This window comes from Sporolactobacillus caesalpiniae (assembly GCF_040513385.1).
Classification (GTDB): domain Bacteria; phylum Bacillota; class Bacilli; order Bacillales; family Sporolactobacillaceae; genus Sporolactobacillus.
Window position 1 is genome coordinate 448,783 of the sequence record NZ_JBEVCB010000001.1, and the last position, 22,120, is coordinate 470,902.

The following is a 22,120-nucleotide window of genomic DNA, read 5'->3' on the forward strand; positions in this document are numbered from 1 at the left end:
ATCATGAATTCCCGGTCATCATACTAACTCCGCCGAAATAAAAACGTTCTTATATAAATAAACGATAGACCGAAAAGGCCTCTATTCCTATGAGCAGAGATTCATTCTGACAAACTGTATTGTATCAAAGGCTCCCGTCTTTTGCAATGAATGAATGAAAAAAGCGTAAATGAACATCCTTTTAACAGATATGAAGCTGCTATGGGCGTGCGGAAATTCCGTTCTTAGTGAAGAAGGTCAATTAACGAGGAGGACTTTGCATGAATAGAGATCTGGATTTAAAGCAATATGCGGTGCGAACAGACCTGGCAATTGAGGCGAATGAAAGTCAGCCGACAATTCAGGGTGTTCATATTGAGGAGAAAATGGAATCCGGCATTAAAGTGACATCAATGACTATCGATCAGCAAGCAGCCGAATCGATGAACAAGAAGCCAGGAGCATATCTTACCTTTGAAGCGAAGGAGCTGCGTACCGGTAACACTGAAATCGAAGGAAAAACAGAAAAGGTGTTTGCTCATTATTTCTCCCGATTTCTCAAACAGTTGGATATTGCAGATGACGCGAGTTGTCTTGTTGTCGGGTTGGGAAACTTAAAAGTGACGCCGGATGCGCTTGGGCCGAGTGTGGTAGAGAATGTACTTGTGACAAAGCATATGTTTGACCTTCAACCGGAGAATGTGCAGCCGGGTTATCGTCCGGTCAGCGCCATAACACCAGGAGTTATGGGGGTCACAGGTATTGAGACGAGTGATATCATTCTTGGCGTGATCGAGAAGACGAAACCGGATTTTCTTATTGCCATTGACGCGCTGGCGGCACGCGCGATTGATCGTGTAAATACAACGATTCAGGTTGCCGACAGCGGTATTCATCCGGGATCGGGAATTGGAAACAATCGGAAAGAATTGAGCAAGCAAACATTGGGAATTCCAGTCATTGCGATTGGCGTGCCAACAGTTGTTGACGCGGTAACGATTACGAGTGATTCGCTTGACTTGCTGCTGCGCCATCTGGAGCGGGAAATGAAAGATACAAGACCATCCAAATCACTTGCTCCGTCATGGATGTCATTTGGGGAAAAGGTGGACTACAAAAAACTAAATTTGCCTAGCAAGGAGGATCGCGCAGCATTTCTCGGTATGGTCGGTACGTTGACCGAGGTCGAAAAGGCGCAATTAATTCAAGAGGCGCTTGGAGCGAGCGGCACTCAGCTTATGGTCACACCAAAAGAAGTTGACTTTTTCATTGAAAAAATGGGCAATGTCATCGCTGAAGGCTTAAACGCAGCACTGCATCATCAGATCGACCAAGGGAATGTTGGTCATTTTACACATTAAGTCATGAATAGTCGTTTGCGCGCATAAAATGAAACTACGAACAAGGGACAAGCCTTGAAATGAAAGGGAGCGGTGGGAGATGAAACGTATCGTCATTGAATGTTTCGTGGTACTATTTGTACTTCTCCTGTGCGCGCTTTACGGGGCGGTTACGGTTCGCGATGCGCATCAGCCGCAGCTCAGCAATGAAACGACACGCACAGTTTTTCATGAACAAAAAATTGTGGTTCCTAAAAGTGAACCTGAATCATCGATGGATTCAGAGGAGCTAAATACAAATACACCGATAAATAGTGGTACCAAGAGCCATGGTTATTCACTCTCGGACAGAGTGCAGCGCCTATTTTTATGGGGTGTCAGCGCCATTGCTGAGTTTGTGGATGGATTAATCCAACTATTTGCTTAAGGCAGTGATACAAATCAGCTGGAATTCCGGCTGTTTTTTTATTTGATCGAATTGCTTGCCCCATTATTTTTTTAAAAAATTATGCACCAAAAGTGACTACAGTCCATTCACAAACACATGCTTTCATGGTTCCTCATTGAAACGTGACTTGACGATTGATATAATCGAGATTAAGTGATGTTTTTTGCGAGCAGGAGGAACAACTATGTCAGAGAAGCAAGACGTACGTCAGTCGCGAATCCGTAATTTTTCTATCATCGCGCATATCGATCACGGCAAATCAACATTAGCCGATCGAATTTTGGAAGCAACACAAGCGCTCACGCAACGAGAGATGAAGGCACAAACGCTGGATGCGATGGATCTTGAACGTGAACGCGGGATTACGATAAAACTGAACGCGGTGGAATTGAATTATAAAGCGCCGGATGGAAAAACGTATATTTTTCATTTGATCGACACACCTGGGCATGTCGATTTTTCTTATGAGGTGTCGCGGAGCCTGGCTGCCTGTGAAGGAGCACTGCTCGTCGTTGATGCCGCTCAAGGGGTCGAGGCGCAGACCTTGGCAAATGTCTACCTTGCCCTGGAGAACGATTTGGAAATTGTTCCGGTTATTAATAAAATCGACCTTCCGAACGCCGATCCTGATCGCGTCAAGCAAGAGATTGAAGACGTGATTGGTCTTGACACCTCTGAGGCTGTGCTGGCATCGGCGAAAACCGGAATCGGAACGGATGAAATTCTGGCACAGATTATTGATAAAATTCCCGCACCGTCAGGCGATCCGGATGCGCCGCTTCAAGCGCTTATTTTTGATTCGCTTTATGACGCGTATCGAGGTGTCGTCGTTTATATTCGGGTGGTTGAAGGTACCGTTCGCGTCGGCGATACAATTAAAATGATGGCAAATGGAAAAACATTCGAGGTGTTGGAGGTTGGCGTTTCCACACCTAAAATTGAAAATCGCGATGAGTTGTCTGTCGGGGATGTCGGTTTCCTTACTGCATCGATAAAATCAGTTCATGACACACAGGTCGGCGATACGGTAACTCATGCAGAACGTCCCGCTGATAAACCGCTGCCCGGATATCGAAAAATGAATCCGATGGTTTACTGCGGACTCTATCCTATTGACACCGCTCGGTATGATGATCTGCGGGAAGCGCTTGGCAGACTTGAACTGAACGACTCATCGCTTCAATATGAGCCGGAGACTTCGGAGGCTCTTGGCTTTGGATTCCGATGCGGATTTCTCGGTTTGCTGCATATGGATATTGTTCAAGAGCGTTTGGAGCGTGAATTCAATATCGATCTGATCGCGACCGCACCAAGCGTTATTTACAGTGTCCGCTTGACTGATGGGTCGAAAGTGCGCGTGGGTAATCCGTCTGAGATGCCGGACCGCAAATACATCGCCGAGGTAGAGGAACCCTATGTTAAGGCGACGATCATGACGCCTAATGATTATGTTGGTGCGATCATGGAGCTTTGCCAAAGGAAGCGCGGCGAATTTCAGACGATGGAGTATCTTGACGCTAATCGGACTAATGTTATCTATGATTTGCCTCTGTCGGAAATCATGTATGACTTTTTTGATATTCTTAAATCAAGCACGAAAGGCTATGCCTCTCTCGATTACGAGATGGACGGCTATCGTGTGAGCGATTTGGTGAAAATGGATATTTTGCTGAATGGTGAAAAGGTGGATGCACTTTCGGTCGTTGTTCACCAAGAATTCGCCTATGATCGTGGAAAAGGGATCGTCGAGAAATTGAAAGAACTGATTCCACGGCAACAATTTGAAGTGCCGATTCAGGCGGCGATTGGTCAAAAGATTATTTCTCGATCAACAATTAAGGCGCTTCGGAAAAACGTGCTCGCTAAATGTTACGGCGGTGACGTGTCGCGTAAACGTAAGTTGCTTGAAAAACAAAAAGAAGGAAAAAAACGGATGAAGGCTGTCGGCAGTGTCGAAGTACCGCAGGAGGCATTCATGTCCGTTTTCCGGATGAGTCATGACGACTAAACGCGGGGCATACATCCATATCCCTTTTTGCGATCACATCTGTTATTATTGCGACTTTAACAAAGTGTTTATGAAGAACCAGCCTGTCGACGACTATTTAGACGCGCTTGCCCTGGAGATGCGCGGTTACGGCAAAGAAGGGCGTCCCCAAACTATTTATATTGGCGGCGGGACACCGACTGCGCTTAATGAAACACAATTTGAACGACTTTTCACCGCTATTGAACGTTATTTACTGAATCCATCCGTCATAGAGTTTACGGTTGAAGCCAATCCGGAGAGCTTAAATGAGGCAAAATTAGACATCATGAAGCGATTCGGTGTAACAAGGCTTAGCATCGGGGTTCAAACCTTTGATGATCGGCTGCTTAAAGAAATCGGACGAGCACATAAAGCGGACGATGCGGCAAACGCAGTCCGACTCGCGCAAAGCTGCGGTTTTGATAATGTGACGCTTGATTTAATGTTCGCTTTACCGGGACAGACGGAGGCAAGTCTTCACGAGTCGCTGGAACAGGCGCTGAGTTTGGGGACGCCGCATATCTCCATTTATTCGCTTCAGCTGGAGCCGAAAACGATTTTCTACAATCGAATGAAGAGCGGAAAATTAAGACTGCCTGGAGAAGATATCGAAGCTGATATGTATGGTCAGATCATTCTTGAGTTGGAGAGACATGGGCTTCACCACTATGAAATCAGCAATTTCGCAAAGCCGGGTTATGAAGGCGTCCATAATTCAATGTACTGGAGTAATGAAGAATACTACGGCATTGGTGCGGGTGCGCACGGCTATTGGAACAGCATGAGATATGCTAATGCAGGTCCGGTGAAAAAGTATATAGATCGTGTGCGAGAGCGGGGTAACGGGAGAGTATCCGAACATCCGGTCACCGTCACAGAAAAAATGGAGGAAGAAATGTTTCTTGGCCTTCGTCTGATGAAAGGCGTCGGCATCAAGCATTTTAAAGAAAAATTTGGAGAATCAATCGAGCATGTTTACGGTGAGCAAATTGCTCAATTAATGAAACAAGAACTGCTCACTGAGCGTGATGGGCGGCTTGCGATGACTCAAAAAGGAATCTTTTTAGGGAATAATGTATTTGAAGCCTTTTTAATTTCGTAAGAATGGCCTAAAACATTTGACAAATAGGAATGAAGTTGGTAAATTTTAATGTAGAATTAGCACTCGGTTAGATCGAGTGCTAACAGAGGTGATCAACAAGATGTTAACTGATCGTCAATTGTTTTTGCTGCAGCTTCTCGTTAATGACTATGTTGTCTCTGCCGAGCCGGTCGGTTCACGATCAATTGCGAAACACGATGATGTCAATTTCAGTCCGGCGACAATCAGAAATGAACTTGCGGACTTGGAAGAGATGGGCTATCTTGAGAAAACACATCTTTCCTCAGGGCGGGTACCTTCCGAAAAGGGGTATCGTTTTTATGTCGACCATTTACTCTCACCGGTGCTTCTCTCCGATGATGAAATGGGAAATATTCGGTACGCCTATCAGAAGAAATTTTCTGAGACGGAGGAACTGATTCGGGTCACAGCCCAAGTGCTGTCCGAGTTCACGAATTACACAGCGATTATGCTCGGCCCCGAACTCTTGGAAATGAAGCTGAAACATATTCAGTTGGTTAAACTGAATGAGACTCAAGGTGTATTGATTATCGTGACAGATACCGGTCATGTGGAAAATCGTGTCGTGTCGTTTCCAGAGTCGATAAAAGCGGATGATATTGAGAAGATTGTTAATATCTTGAATGACAAACTGAAAATGGTTCCGCTCTATCAACTTCAAAGTCGTCTGAATGTCGAGATTGCCAGTGTGCTTCGTGCTCATGTCCGTGATTACGAACGAGTGATGACTCTGCTGAAAGACAGTTTGACGATCAATGATCCTGAGCAGATTTTCTACAGTGGGAAAAGCAATATGCTGTCCCAGCCTGAATTTCAGGACGTCGATAAGATCATTTCACTTTTAAATGTGCTTGAGGGAAAAGAGATCGTCCGTGAATTAATGAGTATGCCGGCGAAAGGGCTGCATATTCGTATCGGCCGCGAGAACAAACTTAATGGCATTGAGGATTGCAGCCTGATCACGACTACTTATTCGGTAGGAAGTGAACACCTGGGTACGGTCGCTGTGATCGGTCCTAAGCGAATGGCTTATCCGAGAGTTGTTACACTGATCGATATGGTCTCCAAATTATTAACTGAAAATCTAAATAAACAAGAGTGAAGAGATGAGTAGCTCTTTAACTAGTTCAGGAGGTGAGCCTATGACAGAACAGGCAAACAAAGAAACTAAAAACACCAACGAAGAAACAGAAGAAATCAAGGACGCACAAACAGCAGAAACAGTTGCCGACACCTCAGAAGCACCGGAAACAGATGAGACTGCCGCTCCGGATAGCGAAGCGCTTCTCAAGAAGATCGCCGAACAGACAGCTGAAATTGATTCACTTAAGAAGCAATCGGATGATTTTAATAATCGGTTGCTTAGAACACAGGCTGACTTCGATAATTTCCGCAAGCGCACAACTAAAGAAAAGGCCGATTCACGTAAGTTTCGCGCTCAGGATCTTGTCTCGGATATCCTTGAAATTGTGGACAATTTCCAACGCGCACTTGCAGTTGAGACGGTTTCCGAAGAGGGTCAATCCCTAAAAAAGGGAATGGAAATGCTGCTCTCAAAATTGGAAAATGCACTTAAAAAGGAAGGCGTCGAGGAAATTCCATCGCTGCATCAGCCGTTTGATCCCAATGTGCATCAGGCAGTTATGCAGGAGGAGAGCGCTGATCATGAATCCGGCACAGTAATTCAAGTACTTCAGGCAGGCTATACTTTGAATGGACGTGTGATTCGTCCTGCAATGGTGAAGGTCAGCTCTTGATTTAGAAGGTTCAAACTTAATGTTTTTTAAATATTAGGAGGAAATGAACATGAGCAAAATTATTGGTATTGACTTAGGAACGACAAACTCTTGCGTGGCAGTTATGGAAGGCGGCGAACCGGTCGTTATTCCTAACCCGGAAGGAGCAAGAACAACACCTTCTGCTGTCGCATTCAAAAATGGTGAACGTCAAGTCGGCGAAGTTGCAAAACGTCAAGCGGTCACCAACCCGAATACGATTCTTTCGATCAAACGTCATATGGGCACGGACTATAAAGTTGAGGCGGAAGGTAAAAAATATACCCCGCAGGAAATTTCAGCAATTATCCTTCAGAAACTGAAATCAGACGCTGAAGCTTATCTAGGCGAAAGTGTTGATAAAGCGGTTATTACGGTGCCTGCTTACTTTAACGACGCGCAACGTCAGGCAACAAAGGATGCAGGTAAAATCGCAGGACTTGAAGTACTGAGAATTATCAATGAACCGACAGCGGCATCACTTGCTTATGGTCTTGATAAAGGTGAAGATCAGACGATTCTTGTATTCGACTTAGGCGGCGGTACGTTCGATGTTTCCATTCTTGAACTTGGCGACGGCATTTTCGAAGTTAAAGCTACCGCAGGTAACAACAAACTTGGCGGCGACGACTTCGATGAACGCATCATCCAGTATTTGATCGGTGAATTCAAGAAGGAAACCGGTCTTGACCTTTCTGGTGACAAGATGGCGCTGCAACGTTTGAAAGACGCCGCTGAAAAAGCGAAAAAGGAATTATCCGGTGTATCACAGGCGCAAATCTCACTTCCGTTTATCTCAGCAGATGCGTCTGGTCCGAAACACTTGGAAACGAACCTGTCACGTGCGAAATTCGATGAATTGACTGCTGATTTAGTTGAATCAACGATGGGTCCGGTTCGTCGTGCGTTGTCCGACGCAGACATGACTATGGATGACATCCATAAAATTGTTCTTGTCGGTGGTTCGACGCGTATTCCGGCTGTTCAGGCTGCAATCAAGAATCTGACGGGAAAAGAAGCAAGCAAGGGCGTAAACCCTGATGAAGTGGTCGCTGTCGGTGCCGCAATCCAAGGCGGCGTCCTGACCGGAGATGTAAAGGATGTCGTTCTGCTTGACGTTACGCCGCTATCCCTTGGTATTGAAACCATGGGCGGTGTATTCACGAAACTGATTGATCGCAACACAACGATCCCAACAAGCAAATCCCAAGTCTTCTCGACGGCAGCTGACAACCAGACAGCCGTGGACATTCACGTGCTGCAAGGCGAACGCCAGATGGCCGCGGATAACAAAACGCTTGGACGGTTCCAATTGACCGATATTCCGCCGGCACCACGTGGTATTCCGCAGATCGAAGTAACATTCGAAATTGATGCGAACGGTATTGTAAACGTTAAAGCAAAAGACAAAGGTACGAATAAGGAACAATCCATCACGATTCAATCGTCTTCAGGTCTGAGCGACGATGAAATTGACAAGATGGTTAAAGATGCTGAAGCGAACGCGGATGCAGATAAGAAACGCAAAGAAGAAGTTGATCTTCGCAATGAATCGGATCAATTAATCTTCGCAACGGAGAAAACAATTAAAGACCTTGGCGACAAAGTGGACGCATCCGAGAAATCGAAAGCTGAAGCCGCTAAGGATAAGCTGAAAAAGGCGCTTGAAGGCAAGGATCTTGACGCCATTAAAGCCGCAAAAGATGAATTAAACGAAGTTGTTCAGCAGCTTTCTGTGAAACTGTATCAACAGGCGCAACAAGCACAAGGCGCGCAAGGTGCAGCCGATAACAGCAAAAAAGCGGATGACGATGTCGTTGATGCGGATTACAAAGAAGTTAACGATGAGGATAAAGACAAGAACAAAAAGAACTGATCGTTCATACGTTAATTATTGATCTGTTCAATGGGACCCAGGGGTCTCGGTGTTCTAAACCTGAAAGCAGTTTTTGTGAGAAAGTCGAAGTCGGACGCGGGTTCTGGCTTTGGCTTTTTCTTGCTTAACCAACGAAGCGAATGATATGATAAACTTTATGTGAAATCATTTCGGGAGTGATTTGATGAGTAAACGGGATTATTATGAGATCCTCGGCGTAAGCAAAGACGCGTCGAAGGAGGAAATCAAGAAAGCATTTCGAAAATTGGCACGGAAATACCATCCCGATGTGAATAAGGATTCGGACGCGCCGGAGAAATTTAAGGAAGTTACTAAGGCATATGAAACCTTAAGTGATCCGCAAAAAAGGGCACAGTATGATCAATTTGGCGAAGCGGATCCGAATCAAGGCGGATTTGGTGGATTTGGCGGCGGCCAAGGTTTCAGCGGAGCCGATTTCGGTGGATTTGGCGATATTTTTGATCAGATTTTTAACGGAGGGTCTTCCAGACGGCGTGACCCTAATGCGCCGCGCCAAGGATCTGATCTTCAATATGAAATGTCAATTACATTTGAGGAAGCTGCCTTTGGCAAGACTACGGATATTCGTATACCAAAGGAAGAAACCTGCACAACATGTCATGGCAGCGGTGCTAAACCTGGAACAAAGCCGGTACAATGTACGCATTGTCACGGCACCGGTCAACTGAATCAGGAGCAGAACACACCTTTTGGACGTATCGTTAATCGTCGTGTCTGCTCTTATTGCCATGGTACGGGGAAAATGATTAAAAATCCATGTGGAACATGTGCCGGAACCGGTAAAATGAAAGTGAATAAAAAAATCGAAGTCAAGATTCCTGCGGGTATTGACGACGGGCAGCAAATTCGCCTATCCGGTCAAGGCGAACCAGGAGTAAACGGAGGCCCATCAGGTGATCTGTACATTGTTTTCAGCGTAAAGCCGCATAAATATTATCAGCGTGCCGGAGACGATGTTCTTCTGGAGGTACCGTTGAACTTCGCTCAAGTCGCGCTCGGTGATGAAATTGAGGTTCCGACTCTTTACGGAAAAGTGAAGCTGAGGATTCCGGCGGGAACACAGACGGGTACCAAGTTCCGATTAAGAGGAAAAGGCATAAAAAATGTCAGAGGATATGGTCAAGGCGATGAACATATCACGGTGAAAGTTGTGACGCCGAAGCATTTGTCTGATGAGCAGAAAGCGGTATTTAAGAAATTGGCCGCTACTGAAGGCAGCGCGCTGAATGAAGATGACGAGAGTTTTTTTGACAAAATGAAGAAAAAGGTATTTAAAGCGGACTGATTCCCGCATCATCGTTTTCATTGATCATTAATAGGACAGAGCGGCTGGTCTTCACCCTAAACCTAATATGATCGCCAGTTTTTCTACACATCTTCTTTTAAGGAGCGAATCTATAAACGCGATGAGATGGTCGGAGATTTGTATTCATACAACCGAAGAAGCAATTGAAGCGGTGACTAATGTTCTCTATGAAGCCGGCGCCGGTGGCGTAGTCATTGAAGATTCACAGGATTTGCTAAGAACGCTGGCGTCTGATAAAGACTCGGTATACTCTCTGGATCCTGCGGATTATCCTCTTGACGGAGTGAATGTCAAAGCCTATTTGCCGATCAACAGTTTTCTTGGCGAGACTGTCGAAGAGATTAAGCAATCGCTGAATAATCTTCTCTTGTATGATATCGACTTGGGCGATGGCCGCATGACACTTAGCGAACACAATGAAGAAGAATGGGCAACCGCATGGAAGAAATATTATAAGCCCGTGCGTGTCGGCAAACACTTTTATATTGCTCCGACATGGGAATTATTTCAGCCTGAGGATCATGAGCGTCATGTGATTGAACTCGATCCTGGAATGGCGTTTGGAACCGGAACTCATCCGACCACAGTACTGTGCATTGAAGCACTTGAGAAATACTTGCCTGAGAATGCAACGGTGCTTGATGTCGGGACAGGTACCGGCGTCCTGGCAATTGCAGCTGCGAAGCTTGGCGCGCGTCAAGTGAACGCTGTCGACTTGGATCCGGTCGCGGTTCAATCCGCAAAACTTAATATCAAATTAAATAAAGTTCAGGAGGTTGTTGCGGTTCGCCAAAACAACCTTTCTGATAATATAAAAGGTGTGTACACCATCGTTGTCGCCAATTTACTTGCGGAACTGGTTATCCGACTGGCTAAGGGCGGTGTCGCGAGTTTGTTGCAAGAAAACGGGCAGCTGATTGTGTCGGGGATTATTAAACCGAAAAAAGAACAAGTCGCGCAGGCACTTGCTCAAGCGGGGCTTCATGTCGTTGATGAAAGGGACTCCGGCGATTGGGTCGCGCTGATTGCTGAGAAGGCGGATTGAGATGCAGCGTTATTTTGTTCCGGAAGACCACTTTACGGAGAAAAGAGTCACGATCACAGGGGCCGATTCTCGGCATATTCAGAAGGTGATGCGCATGAAACCTTCTGATTCGATTATTTGCGCGAACAATAAAGGTGATGCCTATTTATGCGAAATTGAGTATATCGACGAGGATCAGGTGCATGCAGCGATTAAGAGCAGACTAACTGCGGACCCGGAGCTTCCTATCGATGTCACAATTGCTCAAGGCATTCCAAAAGCTGATAAATTTGATACAATTATTCAAAAAGGTACGGAGTGCGGTGCTGCTCAATTTATCCCATTTCAAGCGGAACGCTCCGTAGCCGTTTGGAAAAAGGACAAGAAGGATAAGAAAAAGCTCCGTCTTGAGAAAATTGCTAAAGAAGCAGCGGAACAATCGCATCGACGCTTCATACCTGAAATTGGCGAACCAATGAATCTCGACCAGTTGATCACATTCAGTGCATCATTCACAATCAAAATGGTCGCATTTGAAGAAACAGCAAAGGCAGGCGCGCAAGCCGGGTTTCCAACACTTTTGGGTAAAATGGGCAAAGGAGATCAGCTGCTCGCTGTTATTGGACCGGAAGGCGGGTTAACTTCAGACGAAGCGCGACAGCTTGAAGCTCATGGATTTATTCTCTGTGGATTGGGTCCGAGAATTTTAAGGACAGAGACGGCGTCTGTTTATCTTTTGTCGGCAATTTCCTATCATTTTGAATTATTAAATTGTGAGGTGGGTGAATAAAAATGCCTTCAGTTGCTTTTCATACGTTAGGATGTAAAGTCAATCACTATGAAACAGAAGCCATATGGCAGCTCTTCAAAAAAGGCGGTTATGAACGTGCCGATTTTGAAAAACACGCTGATGTCTATATTGTTAATACATGCACGGTTACCAATACCGGCGACCAGAAAAGCCGCCAGACGATTCGCCGTGCCATTCGTAATAACCCGGATGCGGTGATTTGCGTGACCGGATGTTATGCTCAGACTTCTCCGGCTGAAGTCATGTCCATACCTGGTGTGGATATTGTGGTCGGGACGCAGGATCGTGAGCGTCTGCTTGGATATATTGATCAGTTTCGCAATGAACGCGAGCCGATCAATGGGGTCAGTGACATCATGAAGGCGAAAGTATACGAAGAGCTTGATGTTCCCGAATTTACCGACCGCACCCGTGCATCACTGAAAATACAGGAAGGCTGCAATAACTTTTGCACGTTTTGTGTCATTCCATGGGCGCGTGGACTGTTGCGCTCACGGGAACCTGGAAACGTGATGAAGCAGGCTCAGCAGTTGGTCGATGCCGGCTATAAGGAGATCGTGCTCACCGGAATACATACTGCCGGGTATGGTGAGGACATGAACGATTACAATTTTGCGCATCTACTTAGCGATTTAGAGGAAAATGTTCGTGGTTTGAAACGATTGAGAATCTCGTCTATTGAGGCAAGTCAGATTACCGATGAAGTAATTGACGTTGTCGGGCGTTCGAAAATCCTTGCACGCCATCTCCATATTCCGCTTCAGGCTGGTTCCGATAGCGTTTTGGAGCGGATGCATCGCAAGTACAAAACCGAGTATTTTGCTGAGAAAGTGGCCCGGCTGCGTGAGGCTTTGCCGGATTTCGCTTTGACTTCCGATGTGATTGTCGGCTTCCCTGGCGAAACCGATGAAGAATTTCAAGAAACTTACGATTTTATTCGTGATCTTCGTTTCTCTGAATTGCATGTTTTCCCTTATTCACAACGAACGGGCACACCTGCCGCAGGTATGCCGGATCAGGTACCGGACGAGGTGAAGCATGAACGTGTGGATCGCTTGATCGAATTATCAAGCAAGCTGTCCGCCGAATATGCAGCCGGTTATCAGGATCAAGTCTTGGAAGTGATTCCGGAAGAACCTTTGAATCATCGCGAACCGGACGGCTATTTTGTCGGTTTCACGGATAATTATTTGAAAGTGAAATTTAAGTATCCGTCCAAAGATATTGTCGGTAAACTAGCACGCGTTAAACTTGTGAAAACAGGCTATCCAATGAATGAAGGCGTGTTCGTTCGATTTGCTGAGAACGGACAATCCGCCGTGACGATCTGATCCGTGTGTCTGATTAAAGGCGTGTTCGCTCAACCCAGCGGCCAAAAGGCGCGGCAAGAGGTACGGCGATTAAACCGGTGATCAGGTTAAAGATAACCGATGCGTGTGCGAGTGCTGCTCGTCCTGTTCCCCCGATTATTATCGAATAATCTGCCATGTAGTGAATGAATGGGAAAAAGACAATAACGCTTAGCACGTTGAAAAGAATATGAGTGTATGCGGTCCATCTGCCCTCTCTGCCGGTCCCCAAGCTCGCGATATAAGTGGTGAGGCAAGTACCGACATTCGAACCGAGCATGATGGCGATCGCCGCAGGCAGGGACAGGATGTTGTGGTCCAAGAATCCCATGCAGACAAGTAATGTGGCGGAGCTGGACTGGATAATTGCTGAAAACAAGGTTCCGACAATTACTGCATAGATCATACTATCATTGGCATCAACGAGAAGATCGCGGATAAATGGTGACTGAATGAGTGATTCGGCAAGCGAACTAAATCCATTCATCGAGGCAAACAGGCAGCCGATGCCGAACAGAAATGTCCCGAATGAAAAGAATCGCCGGAACGGAAGGCACATCATGATCAGACCTGCGCCGAAAAAAACGTAATGTAATGATCCGATGGGTAAGGCAGCAATCTCTCCGGTCATCGTGGTACCGATATTCGCACCGAGAATAATTCCGACGCTCTGTGAGAAGCGCATCGCTCGTGCGCCAATCAATCCGACCGTGATGATGGTTACTGCTGAGCTGCTCTGCAGAAGCATGGATGCGATTGTTCCAATCAGCAGGCCCTTCAACGGTGTGCTTGCGGCACGTTCGAGTGTTTGGCGCATCCGGTCTCCAACGAGCGCGTGCATACCGCCCGTCATGACGCCCATGCCAAATAAAAAAAGTAAGATATATAAGATAAAAATAATTACCTGTTGATCCACGTCCGCTCACCTCGTCCTATTGTATGGACAAGTGGGTACGAGCATGACAAAAAGATATTTATACATGAAAATAATTTTTCGATATGTTGTTATTGCATGAAATGCACTTAAAAAATAGAGATGGTTTAAAAATAACGCTTTCTTAAATTTGATAATTTTTTTTTTATCGTATATAATGGCAAGTGACATAAAAGAGATGTCAGTTGAGTTGTTTTCGTTTTTGGAGGGAGGGAAACAAAGATGGTCGAGACAAGAGTTCGGAAGAATGAATCGATTGAAGATGCGTTGCGACGCTTTAAACGGTCGGTCTCTAAATCCGGTACATTAGCAGAAGTTAAGAAGCGGAGAAATTATGAGAAACCTAGCGTTAAGCGCAAGAAAAAATCTGAGGCTGCGCGTAAGAAACGCCGCAGATTCTGAGAAGGAGTTTTATAAATGAGCCTTGTTGATCGTTTGACTACAGATATGAAACAAGCGATGAAAGCGAGGGAGAAAGCGCGTCTCTCGGTTATTCGCATGATTAAAACATCACTGCAGAACGAATCGATCAAGCTAGGTCAACCATTGTCCGATGACGAGGCACTGGCAGTCCTGACCCGAGAGCTTAAGCAGAGGAAAGACTCCCTCCAAGAGTTTAAGAACGCAGGGCGACAGGATCTTGTTGAAGAAGTCACCAATGAAATTGCAATTGTCCAATCTTATATGCCCGAACAACTTTCTGAAGAGAAAGTTACGGCGATTATAGATGAAACAATTTCGGAAGTCGGCGCTGCTTCCAAGGCAGATATCGGCAAAGTGATGAAAGCGGTCATGCCGAAAGTCAAAGGCCGGGCGGATGGAAGCATGATCAATAAAATCGTGCGCAGTAAATTAAGTTAAGAAATGAGAAGCTCTGTTTGTCGGAAAAACAAACAGAGCTTTGTTTACATTAAGAGTACTTCAAAGGTGAGTAATGGAGCAACTGGCAACGTCAGATTATAAATAGGTAGGGGATGAGAGCTATGCAATTAGACGCTTCAACAGTAGGAATTCTCATAATTGCTGCACTTCTAATTATCGTGATTGTCATTCTTTTCACTTTTGTGCCGGTTATGTTGTGGATTTCAGCGCTGTCTTCCGGCGTTCGGATCAGTATCTTCACATTGATTGGTATGAGACTGAGACGGGTGGTACCAAGACGAGTCATTGATCCGTTGATTAAGGCAACCAAAGCGGGACTTGACCTTCATACGAACCAACTTGAAAGCCATTACCTCGCAGGAGGAAACGTTGACCGAGTGGTTAACGCACTGATCGCTGCTCATCGAGCGAATATAGCCTTGACATTTGAACGTGCGGCGGCGATTGATCTCGCCGGACGCAATGTATTGGAAGCTGTCCAAATGAGTGTCAATCCTAAAGTCATTGAATCTCCATATATTGCCGGGGTGGCAATTAACGGTATCGAGGTTAAAGTCAGAGCGAGAATCACGGTTCGCGCGAACATCGATCGATTAGTCGGAGGAGCCGGCGAAGAAACCGTTGTTGCCCGTGTTGGTGAAGGTGTAGTCAGCACGATTGGTGCGTCACACACACATAAAGATGTGCTGAAGAATCCAGATACGATTTCTAAGACCGTTCTCGATAAAGGGTTGGACGCCGGTACTGCGTTTGAAATTTTGTCTATTGATATTGCGGATGTGGATGTTGGCAAGAACATCGGTGCGTTCCTGCAAACGGAACAAGCTGAGGCAGACAAGAACATCGCACAGGCTAAGGCTGAGGAGCGCCGCGCAATGGCTGTCGCTAATGAACAAGAAATGCGTGCTCGCGTCGAAGAAATGCGCGCAAAAGTTGTGGAGGCGGAATCTGAAGTTCCGCTCGCAATGGCAGCCGCGCTTAAATCAGGAAAATTAGGTGTCATGGATTATATGAATTACAACAACATCAAAGCAGATACAGAAATGCGCCATTCATTTGGCAAAGAGAACAACAATGACAATACATCCGGAGATGAGTACAAATAAACACCATTCATGAGAGAGGGTGAGGCAGTGTCATTTGTCTGGATTATTGGTTTAGTTATCTGGATGATCTTCTATGTTGCAAAGTCTGTTGAAAAACAGAATGACGAAGGACAGAAGCGGAGACAAGAACTAGAGCGGAGAGTGAGTACACGTCCGCAAGTGTCGAGCACGAAAGAACAGGTTTCTCAAGCGAGACGCGCCGTATCCTCACGCGCTGAACCGATTATGGAACAGGGATCGACCGATACACATACTGCTGAGAATGTCTGGATGAAGAAATACTATGAAACTAAGGATCGAATGAACCAATCATCGAGTAAACAAACAGTCGATCGATCGCTGCGTCCGGCAAAGGCATCAGGGTCGGAGACCGTCGGGAATGGTTGGAAGAGCGATCAAGATGCCCTGCGTCAGGCCTTTATTTTCTCAGAATGTATTGGAAAACCTCGTGCCGTTCAACCTCATCACTTTTTTGACAGGACCCGGGTACGCTAATTTAATCTGAATGTCGTCCGTGACTCTATTGGTTGCGGGCTTTTTTACAGTTAAAAAAATATAGCGTTCTGACTTGTTGGTACATAAGATTCGGTTAGGCGATCAGGTAAGCGCCCAATCTGAGAAATAAACGGAAAAATTCCGCCTAATTAGAAAATGAATGAAAAAATCGCTTAAATAGACGGAGAAATTCCGCTTATTGAATCGAAAAACGTGAAAATGGAGGGTTTTTCTGTGAATAAGCGGAAAAATTACCCTTATGTACCCGTGAAACAGGTGCTATGATGCAAATAGGCGGAAAATCTCCGCTTATTTTGCGCGTTAAATGAAACAGAAATGTCTGTTCAAGCACAAAGTTGATGATTCAAAATGGCATTTGGATCAAGGAAACTTTCATATGTAAGAAACTATCGACTAAAAGGAAACTTTCATATGTAAGGAGCCTTCGCTAAGTGTAAGGGAGCTTTCGCTAAGCACGCATACGTCCTGTATGCAACGCGAAAGTCATCACATCCTGTGAAAGTACGTCCTGTATGCAACGCGAAAGCCACCGCATATGGATTGGAATCGTCCTTTTTGCTTTGAAATAAGATTTTTGCTGCCATACCGAATCCTCATTTAACCACATCAATACGTCATGCTGCCGCTTCAAAGTAGTTGTGTGTCTGCTGTCCTTCCTATAATTGATTCGGGTAATTTCTTCCGTACTTTCTCGATGATCTAAACGATTTCTGTGCTAGCCGACATTCTTTACTCATAAGTTTGTAAAGAGGTGGAGAGAAAACATGAGAAAATGGAGCGCTCATTTAAAAAAATGGTTTGCCGAAGTGTCCGACATTCCTGAAGATGTGGTATTAGGGTCGCCTCGATTGACCTTGATTGGCCAGTTTCGACTCTCCATTGAAAACTATCGTGGCGTTCTTGCATTCTCAAAGACAGAGTTGAAGCTTGCTATGAATAAAGGCGAACTTCATATCGCAGGTGATGATTTTGTCCTTGAAACGATTCTAGAAAGAGAAATCATTCTTCAAGGACGTGTAGATGATGTTCGATTTGTGGATGAATGAGAGGAGGCTAGCCGGTTGAGGCATACAATGCAACGTGCGGAGGGATATCTGAAGGCGGAAATCATAGGTGATGATCCTGAAAAATTCATCCGACTCTGCGTGAGTGAACACGTAAAGATATGGCATATTGTACGCAAAAATGAGACAACCCTCATTTGTTTTATAGAACTTACAAATTCGAGTACTTTGAAAAGAAGGCTCAAGGACACAAATTGCCGGATCCGTATTCTCAAAAAAGAAGGTTTCCCCTTTCTTTTAAAAAAGATAAAATTGCGACTAGGCATCGTGGCCGGTCTTCTATTCTTTTTAATGCTCCTCCTTATTCTCTCTAATATGGTGTGGTCGATCAATATCAAAGGAGCTGATTCGAAGCTGGAGGAGCATATTCGCAGTATTTTAAAGCAAAATCATCTCTATGAAGGCTCACTTGATCTCTTCGTCCCGGATACCAGCAAACTTGAGAACGCATTATCCACCAAATTAACAAAGGTAACGTGGATTGGTGTTTCAAGAGAAGGGACCGCCTATAGAATCAACGTCGTTCAAAAAAAATACCCGAAGCCAAAAGAGGTCACGGGACCAAGAAATCTTGTGGCGACAAAACAGGCGGTGATCCAGCGTTTATTCGTGGAAACAGGACAACCTGTCGTCGAAAATGATCAATTTGTGAAACCCGGACAGGTTCTGGTCAGTGGAATAATCGGCAACGAAAAGTCTTCACGGTTCGTCTCCGCAAAAGGAACGGTTATTGGCGAGACGTGGTATCGTTCAGAGGCTCAGATTCCGCTTCTTAGCCGATATACGACTTATTCAGGCGCAGATTATCATAAGTATCAATTAAAACTTTGGAACCTGCGAGTGCCCTTGTGGGGGTTCGATAAAGAGCCATTTAAGCACTATGATCGTGAAACGTTGCGCAAACCGATCCGCTTTTTGATTTGGCAGACGCCATTTGTCTGGATTCAAGAAAACGATCGTCAGAAAAAAATAGCGACTCGTAAATTAACGGTCAGTCAAGCGATTGCTGATGCGGTTGAGTCATCCGACAAAAAACTATTGGACAGCCTTCCAAAAGAGTCGAAAATCATAAATACCGCCGTCGACTATAAGAAAGTAGTGAAAAACAGTGTGTACATTCGAACACATCAAGTCGTGCATGAAAATATTGCTGCTGCACGTGCAATTGATGTAAAAAAAGAGGAGAAAAAACTGAAAGCGAAGAATGAAGAATAAGGTGCATACGGAATCTTTCAAGGGCGCGATTGCGCGCGCGTCAAATCAAATTGGAATTTAAGCGATAACATATGGTAAAATGATGGAAACGCTACTGATTTTCGAGGAGGACAAAAAGAGCTTGCCAGAACGCCATTTATATAAAATTACACTGGATTGTGAAAATGGAAACGAAGCACTCATGCTTTTTGGACCAGGAGACGCTCATTTGAAAATAATTGAGCAGACGCTTGGAATTTCGATCGTGACGCGGGGCGGATCGGTAAGTGTCTCTGCCGAAAGCGAGACGGAAGCTCGTAAAGTGGAACAAGTGCTGAGCGCGCTGCTCAGCCTAATCAAAAAGGGGATCGCAATCACGAGCCGCGACGCTGTCTATGCTCTGAAAATGGCAGACAACGGTCAACTAGAAGCTTTTGGCGATTTGTATGCGAATGAAATTACAACCAATAGTAAGGGCAAACCGATCCGCGTTAAAACACTTGGTCAAAAGCGTTATGTTGAGGCAATCCGAAAACATGACATGGTGTTTTCCATCGGACCGGCGGGGACCGGAAAAACGTATTTGGCGGTAGTTATGGCTGTGACCGCGATGAAAGCGGGGAAGATCAAACGCCTGATTTTGACAAGGCCTGCTGTGGAAGCGGGAGAAAGTCTCGGCTTTCTGCCTGGAGATCTGAAGGAAAAAGTGGATCCCTATCTTCGCCCTCTCTATGACGCGCTTCATGATGTGCTTGGTGCGGAGCACACGCTTCGATTGATTGAAAGAGGGACAATCGAAGTGGCGCCGCTCGCTTATATGAGAGGCAGGACACTGGAAGATGCCTACGTGATTCTTGACGAAGCGCAGAACACAACACAAGAACAGATGAAAATGTTCCTGACACGGCTCGGCTTTGGTTCAAAGATGATTATTACCGGTGATGTGACACAGGTTGATCTTCCCAAGGGAAAGAAATCCGGACTTAAGACGGCGAAAGAACTTTTAGAACATGTCGATGGGATTTCATTTATTAATCTGAATCGCACAGATGTTGTTAGGCATCCGCTTGTACAGAAAATCATTGAAGCATATGGCGACTGACTCTGCCTACTTGTCCCGATCATTTCGTTATATGAATGTCGGGCCAGGTCAAGGAGATAGGTTGCGGAGGCGTAGCAATGACACCAACAATCCCGTTCAAACAAAAAATTAAAAAATTTGTACTCGTTTATTTGACTGATTGGGGAATTGTGCTGATTGTCGGTCTTATTTTGTATGGACTGATGATCGGCAGCGTTCTGCCAAAGAATCCCAATGTCAAGCTGCACGAAATTGCGACAAATGATATTCAGTCGCCGATTGACACAGTGGACACACAAGCTACGCAAGCGAAGCGGCAAGAAGCGATCGGTTCGACACCATCAGCCTATGCGTATAATAAAAATCTTGGACTTATACAGGTTGAAAAAGTCGGTGATTTATTTGATACGATTGCCGAAGTAAAGAATGATGAGAAGATTTCATCCGATTCAACTCAAGAACAAGTGAATGCGGCAATAAAAATCATTATGGATCGTCTGTCCGACTCTACGGATTCGCATCTTTCCAGCAACACCATGACCGCTTTGATTACTGCGTCAGATCATAATCTTCAAATTGCGGAGGATATCGCAAGCACGAGTATATATGAGGCGATGAATGCTAAAGTCGGTTGGAATGATCTGGAACGCGCGCAAGATAAGGCCTCGGCTTCTCTGCCGTCATCGGTATTGAATGACAGCATCCGACGAGCGCTGAATGAAGTGCTGCACGCGTACATTACCGCAAACTATTCTTTTGATGCCAACGCGACGAAACAAAACAAACAGGAAGCCGCAAGAAATGTTGACAATGTCGTGATTCATCAAGGTGAAGTGATTGTAAAAAAAGGAGAACTCGTCACCAATGATATGATTCGACAGCTTAAATTGGTAGGCTTGTTAGACGAGCACTTCAATTTGATTCCTTTCGTTGGGCTGCTTCTTTTCGTCAGCTTCATTACCTTTATTTTCTGGTTCGAGTATTTCCGCTTTAAAGAGAGCCACCCAAACTATTCTGTTAAATTTTTATATATCTACGCAATCATTTTTTGCGGAGCTGCGGCAATCATTAAAATATGCAGCTATCTAAGGCTTACGAATATCTCAGGAATCAGCTATCTTGTTCCACTGGCCATGGCACCGCTAATGATTCGTATTCTCTTGAATGAGCGTGTCGCTGTTGTCTCCGGCTTATTGCTCTCATTGGTTGGCAGCGTACTCTTCGGTATCAGCGCGAAAGCTGCAATCTTTGACTCAAGCATGGGCATTGTTTTATTTTTTTCATCACTTGCCGGGGCTTTGGTTTTGCGAAAACGTCAAGCACGTCCGAAAATTATGCAAACCGGCGGACTAATCGCGCTTGTGAATGTGCTGGTCGTGCTTTCGCTTCTGATGTTCCAAAACACACCATTTTCGCTTTTGAGTACGGGACTAAGTCTTGGATTTGCCGCCTTATCAGGATTCTTGTCCGTAGTTCTAACCAATGGTTTTATGCCGCTTTTCGAGACGGGATTCAGCATTCTTTCACCCATCCGGTTGATTGAGTTGTCGAACCCGAACCATCCGCTGCTCCGAAAAATATTGATTGAAGCGCCTGGAACATATCATCATAGTCTTATGGTCGCCAATTTGGCTGAACGTGCCTGTGAGGTGATCGGAGCGAATGGTTTACTTGCCCGCGTCGCAGCCTATTATCATGATGTAGGTAAGACCAAACGGCCGAAATTTTTCGTTGAGAATCAAATGAATGGGATTAATCCCCATGATAAGATTTCGCCGCAGCTTAGCCGGACGATCATTATTTCACACCCATATGATGGGGCGGATATTCTTCGACAATACCGTATGCCTAAAGAAATCGTCAACATTGCTGAGCAGCATCACGGGACAACGCTTCTCAAATATTTCTATGTGAAGGCTCAGGAGCAAAGCGAGCAGCCAATTGATGAAAGTGAATTTCGTTATCCAGGTCCGAAGGTTCAGTCGAAAGAAGCGGCAGTTGTTGAGCTTGCGGACAGTATTGAGGCGGCGGTTCGCTCAATGAAAAAGCCGAATCCTGTCAAAGTGAATAATCTTGTTAAAAGTATCTTTAACGATCGATTAAGTGACGGTCAGTTTGATGAATGCAATATAACGCTTAAAGAGTTGAAAAGTGTGGAGAAGTCGATCGATGAAACACTGCGAGGTGTTTATCATTCCCGCATTGAGTATCCTAAAGACCTTAAAATGAAAAGGTGAATCT

At 45.3% G+C, this 22,120-nt stretch carries 20 protein-coding genes; 19 read left to right on the plus strand and 1 reads right to left on the minus strand.

Features of this window, described 5'->3' with window-relative positions:
• Positions 1-260 precede the first annotated feature (260 nt).
• The 11 genes from gpr to mtaB all read left to right on the plus strand — a co-directional run bounded on the left by gpr (position 261) and on the right by mtaB (position 13,084).
• A complete protein-coding gene (gene gpr, locus ABWW58_RS02075; RefSeq protein ID WP_353867607.1) occupies positions 261-1,340 on the plus strand; it encodes a GPR endopeptidase in 1,080 nt (359 codons plus the stop codon).
• Positions 1,341-1,419: 79 nt separating this feature from the next.
• Positions 1,420-1,746: a hypothetical protein gene (locus tag ABWW58_RS02080; protein ID WP_353867608.1), complete on the plus strand. Its 327-nt coding sequence runs from the start codon at positions 1,420-1,422 to the stop codon at positions 1,744-1,746.
• Positions 1,747-1,951: 205 nt separating this feature from the next.
• The gene (gene lepA / locus ABWW58_RS02085) at positions 1,952-3,775 is read left to right on the plus strand and encodes a translation elongation factor 4 (RefSeq protein WP_353867609.1); all 1,824 of its coding nucleotides are present in this window, start codon (positions 1,952-1,954) and stop codon (positions 3,773-3,775) included.
• Positions 3,765-4,898: a radical SAM family heme chaperone HemW gene (hemW, locus tag ABWW58_RS02090; RefSeq protein ID WP_353867610.1), complete on the plus strand. Its 1,134-nt coding sequence runs from the start codon at positions 3,765-3,767 to the stop codon at positions 4,896-4,898. Before lepA ends, hemW begins: the two co-directional genes overlap by 11 nt.
• 100 nt (positions 4,899-4,998) lie before the next feature.
• On the plus strand, positions 4,999-6,021 hold the full coding sequence (gene hrcA / locus ABWW58_RS02095) for a heat-inducible transcriptional repressor HrcA (RefSeq protein WP_093669943.1): 1,023 nt from the start codon (positions 4,999-5,001) through the stop codon (positions 6,019-6,021).
• A 40-nt stretch (positions 6,022-6,061) separates the two neighbouring features.
• Positions 6,062-6,676: a nucleotide exchange factor GrpE gene (gene grpE, locus ABWW58_RS02100; RefSeq protein WP_353867611.1), complete on the plus strand. Its 615-nt coding sequence runs from the start codon at positions 6,062-6,064 to the stop codon at positions 6,674-6,676.
• 49 nt (positions 6,677-6,725) lie between these two features.
• Positions 6,726-8,570 (plus strand): molecular chaperone DnaK, encoded by a 1,845-nt coding sequence (gene dnaK, locus ABWW58_RS02105; protein WP_353867612.1) that lies wholly within the window; start codon positions 6,726-6,728, stop codon positions 8,568-8,570.
• A 184-nt stretch (positions 8,571-8,754) separates the two neighbouring features.
• A complete protein-coding gene (gene dnaJ, locus ABWW58_RS02110; protein WP_353867613.1) occupies positions 8,755-9,897 on the plus strand; it encodes a molecular chaperone DnaJ in 1,143 nt (380 codons plus the stop codon).
• A 121-nt stretch (positions 9,898-10,018) separates the two neighbouring features.
• Positions 10,019-10,963 carry a 50S ribosomal protein L11 methyltransferase gene (gene prmA / locus ABWW58_RS02115; RefSeq protein WP_353867614.1) on the plus strand — a complete coding sequence of 315 codons (945 nt, stop codon included), beginning with the start codon at positions 10,019-10,021 and terminating at the stop codon, positions 10,961-10,963.
• 1 nt (position 10,964) lies between these two features.
• Positions 10,965-11,732 carry a 16S rRNA (uracil(1498)-N(3))-methyltransferase gene (locus tag ABWW58_RS02120; RefSeq protein WP_353867615.1) on the plus strand — a complete coding sequence of 256 codons (768 nt, stop codon included), beginning with the start codon at positions 10,965-10,967 and terminating at the stop codon, positions 11,730-11,732.
• A gap of 2 nt (positions 11,733-11,734) precedes the next feature.
• Positions 11,735-13,084 (plus strand): tRNA (N(6)-L-threonylcarbamoyladenosine(37)-C(2))-methylthiotransferase MtaB, encoded by a 1,350-nt coding sequence (gene mtaB / locus ABWW58_RS02125; protein ID WP_353867616.1) that lies wholly within the window; start codon positions 11,735-11,737, stop codon positions 13,082-13,084.
• Positions 13,085-13,097: 13 nt separating this feature from the next.
• Here mtaB and ABWW58_RS02130 read toward each other — a convergent pair whose 3' ends face one another.
• Positions 13,098-14,018, minus strand: a complete 921-nt coding sequence (locus tag ABWW58_RS02130; RefSeq protein WP_093669957.1) for a Na/Pi symporter — start codon at positions 14,016-14,018, stop codon at positions 13,098-13,100.
• Positions 14,019-14,258: 240 nt separating this feature from the next.
• On the opposite strand from ABWW58_RS02130, the gene rpsU reads away from it, so the two are divergent.
• The 8 genes from rpsU (at position 14,259) to ABWW58_RS02170 (ending at position 22,116) form a co-directional block, all read left to right on the plus strand.
• Positions 14,259-14,438 (plus strand): 30S ribosomal protein S21, encoded by a 180-nt coding sequence (gene rpsU, locus ABWW58_RS02135; protein WP_093669959.1) that lies wholly within the window; start codon positions 14,259-14,261, stop codon positions 14,436-14,438.
• Between the two features lie 15 nt (positions 14,439-14,453).
• Positions 14,454-14,897: a GatB/YqeY domain-containing protein gene (locus ABWW58_RS02140; protein ID WP_093669961.1), complete on the plus strand. Its 444-nt coding sequence runs from the start codon at positions 14,454-14,456 to the stop codon at positions 14,895-14,897.
• A gap of 122 nt (positions 14,898-15,019) precedes the next feature.
• Positions 15,020-16,024, plus strand: coding sequence for a flotillin-like protein FloA (gene floA, locus ABWW58_RS02145; protein ID WP_093669963.1), 1,005 nt, complete (start codon positions 15,020-15,022; stop codon positions 16,022-16,024).
• 27 nt (positions 16,025-16,051) lie between these two features.
• On the plus strand, positions 16,052-16,519 hold the full coding sequence (locus ABWW58_RS02150; RefSeq protein ID WP_353867617.1) for a YqfB family membrane protein: 468 nt from the start codon (positions 16,052-16,054) through the stop codon (positions 16,517-16,519).
• Positions 16,520-17,304: 785 nt separating this feature from the next.
• Positions 17,305-17,586, plus strand: a complete 282-nt coding sequence (gene yqfC, locus ABWW58_RS02155) for a sporulation protein YqfC (RefSeq protein ID WP_353867618.1) — start codon at positions 17,305-17,307, stop codon at positions 17,584-17,586.
• A gap of 15 nt (positions 17,587-17,601) precedes the next feature.
• The gene (yqfD, locus tag ABWW58_RS02160) at positions 17,602-18,819 is read left to right on the plus strand and encodes a sporulation protein YqfD (protein WP_353867619.1); all 1,218 of its coding nucleotides are present in this window, start codon (positions 17,602-17,604) and stop codon (positions 18,817-18,819) included.
• 181 nt (positions 18,820-19,000) lie between these two features.
• Positions 19,001-19,900 carry a PhoH family protein gene (locus ABWW58_RS02165; RefSeq protein WP_353867854.1) on the plus strand — a complete coding sequence of 300 codons (900 nt, stop codon included), beginning with the start codon at positions 19,001-19,003 and terminating at the stop codon, positions 19,898-19,900.
• A 77-nt stretch (positions 19,901-19,977) separates the two neighbouring features.
• The gene (locus ABWW58_RS02170) at positions 19,978-22,116 is read left to right on the plus strand and encodes an HD family phosphohydrolase (protein ID WP_353867620.1); all 2,139 of its coding nucleotides are present in this window, start codon (positions 19,978-19,980) and stop codon (positions 22,114-22,116) included.
• Positions 22,117-22,120 lie beyond the last annotated feature (4 nt).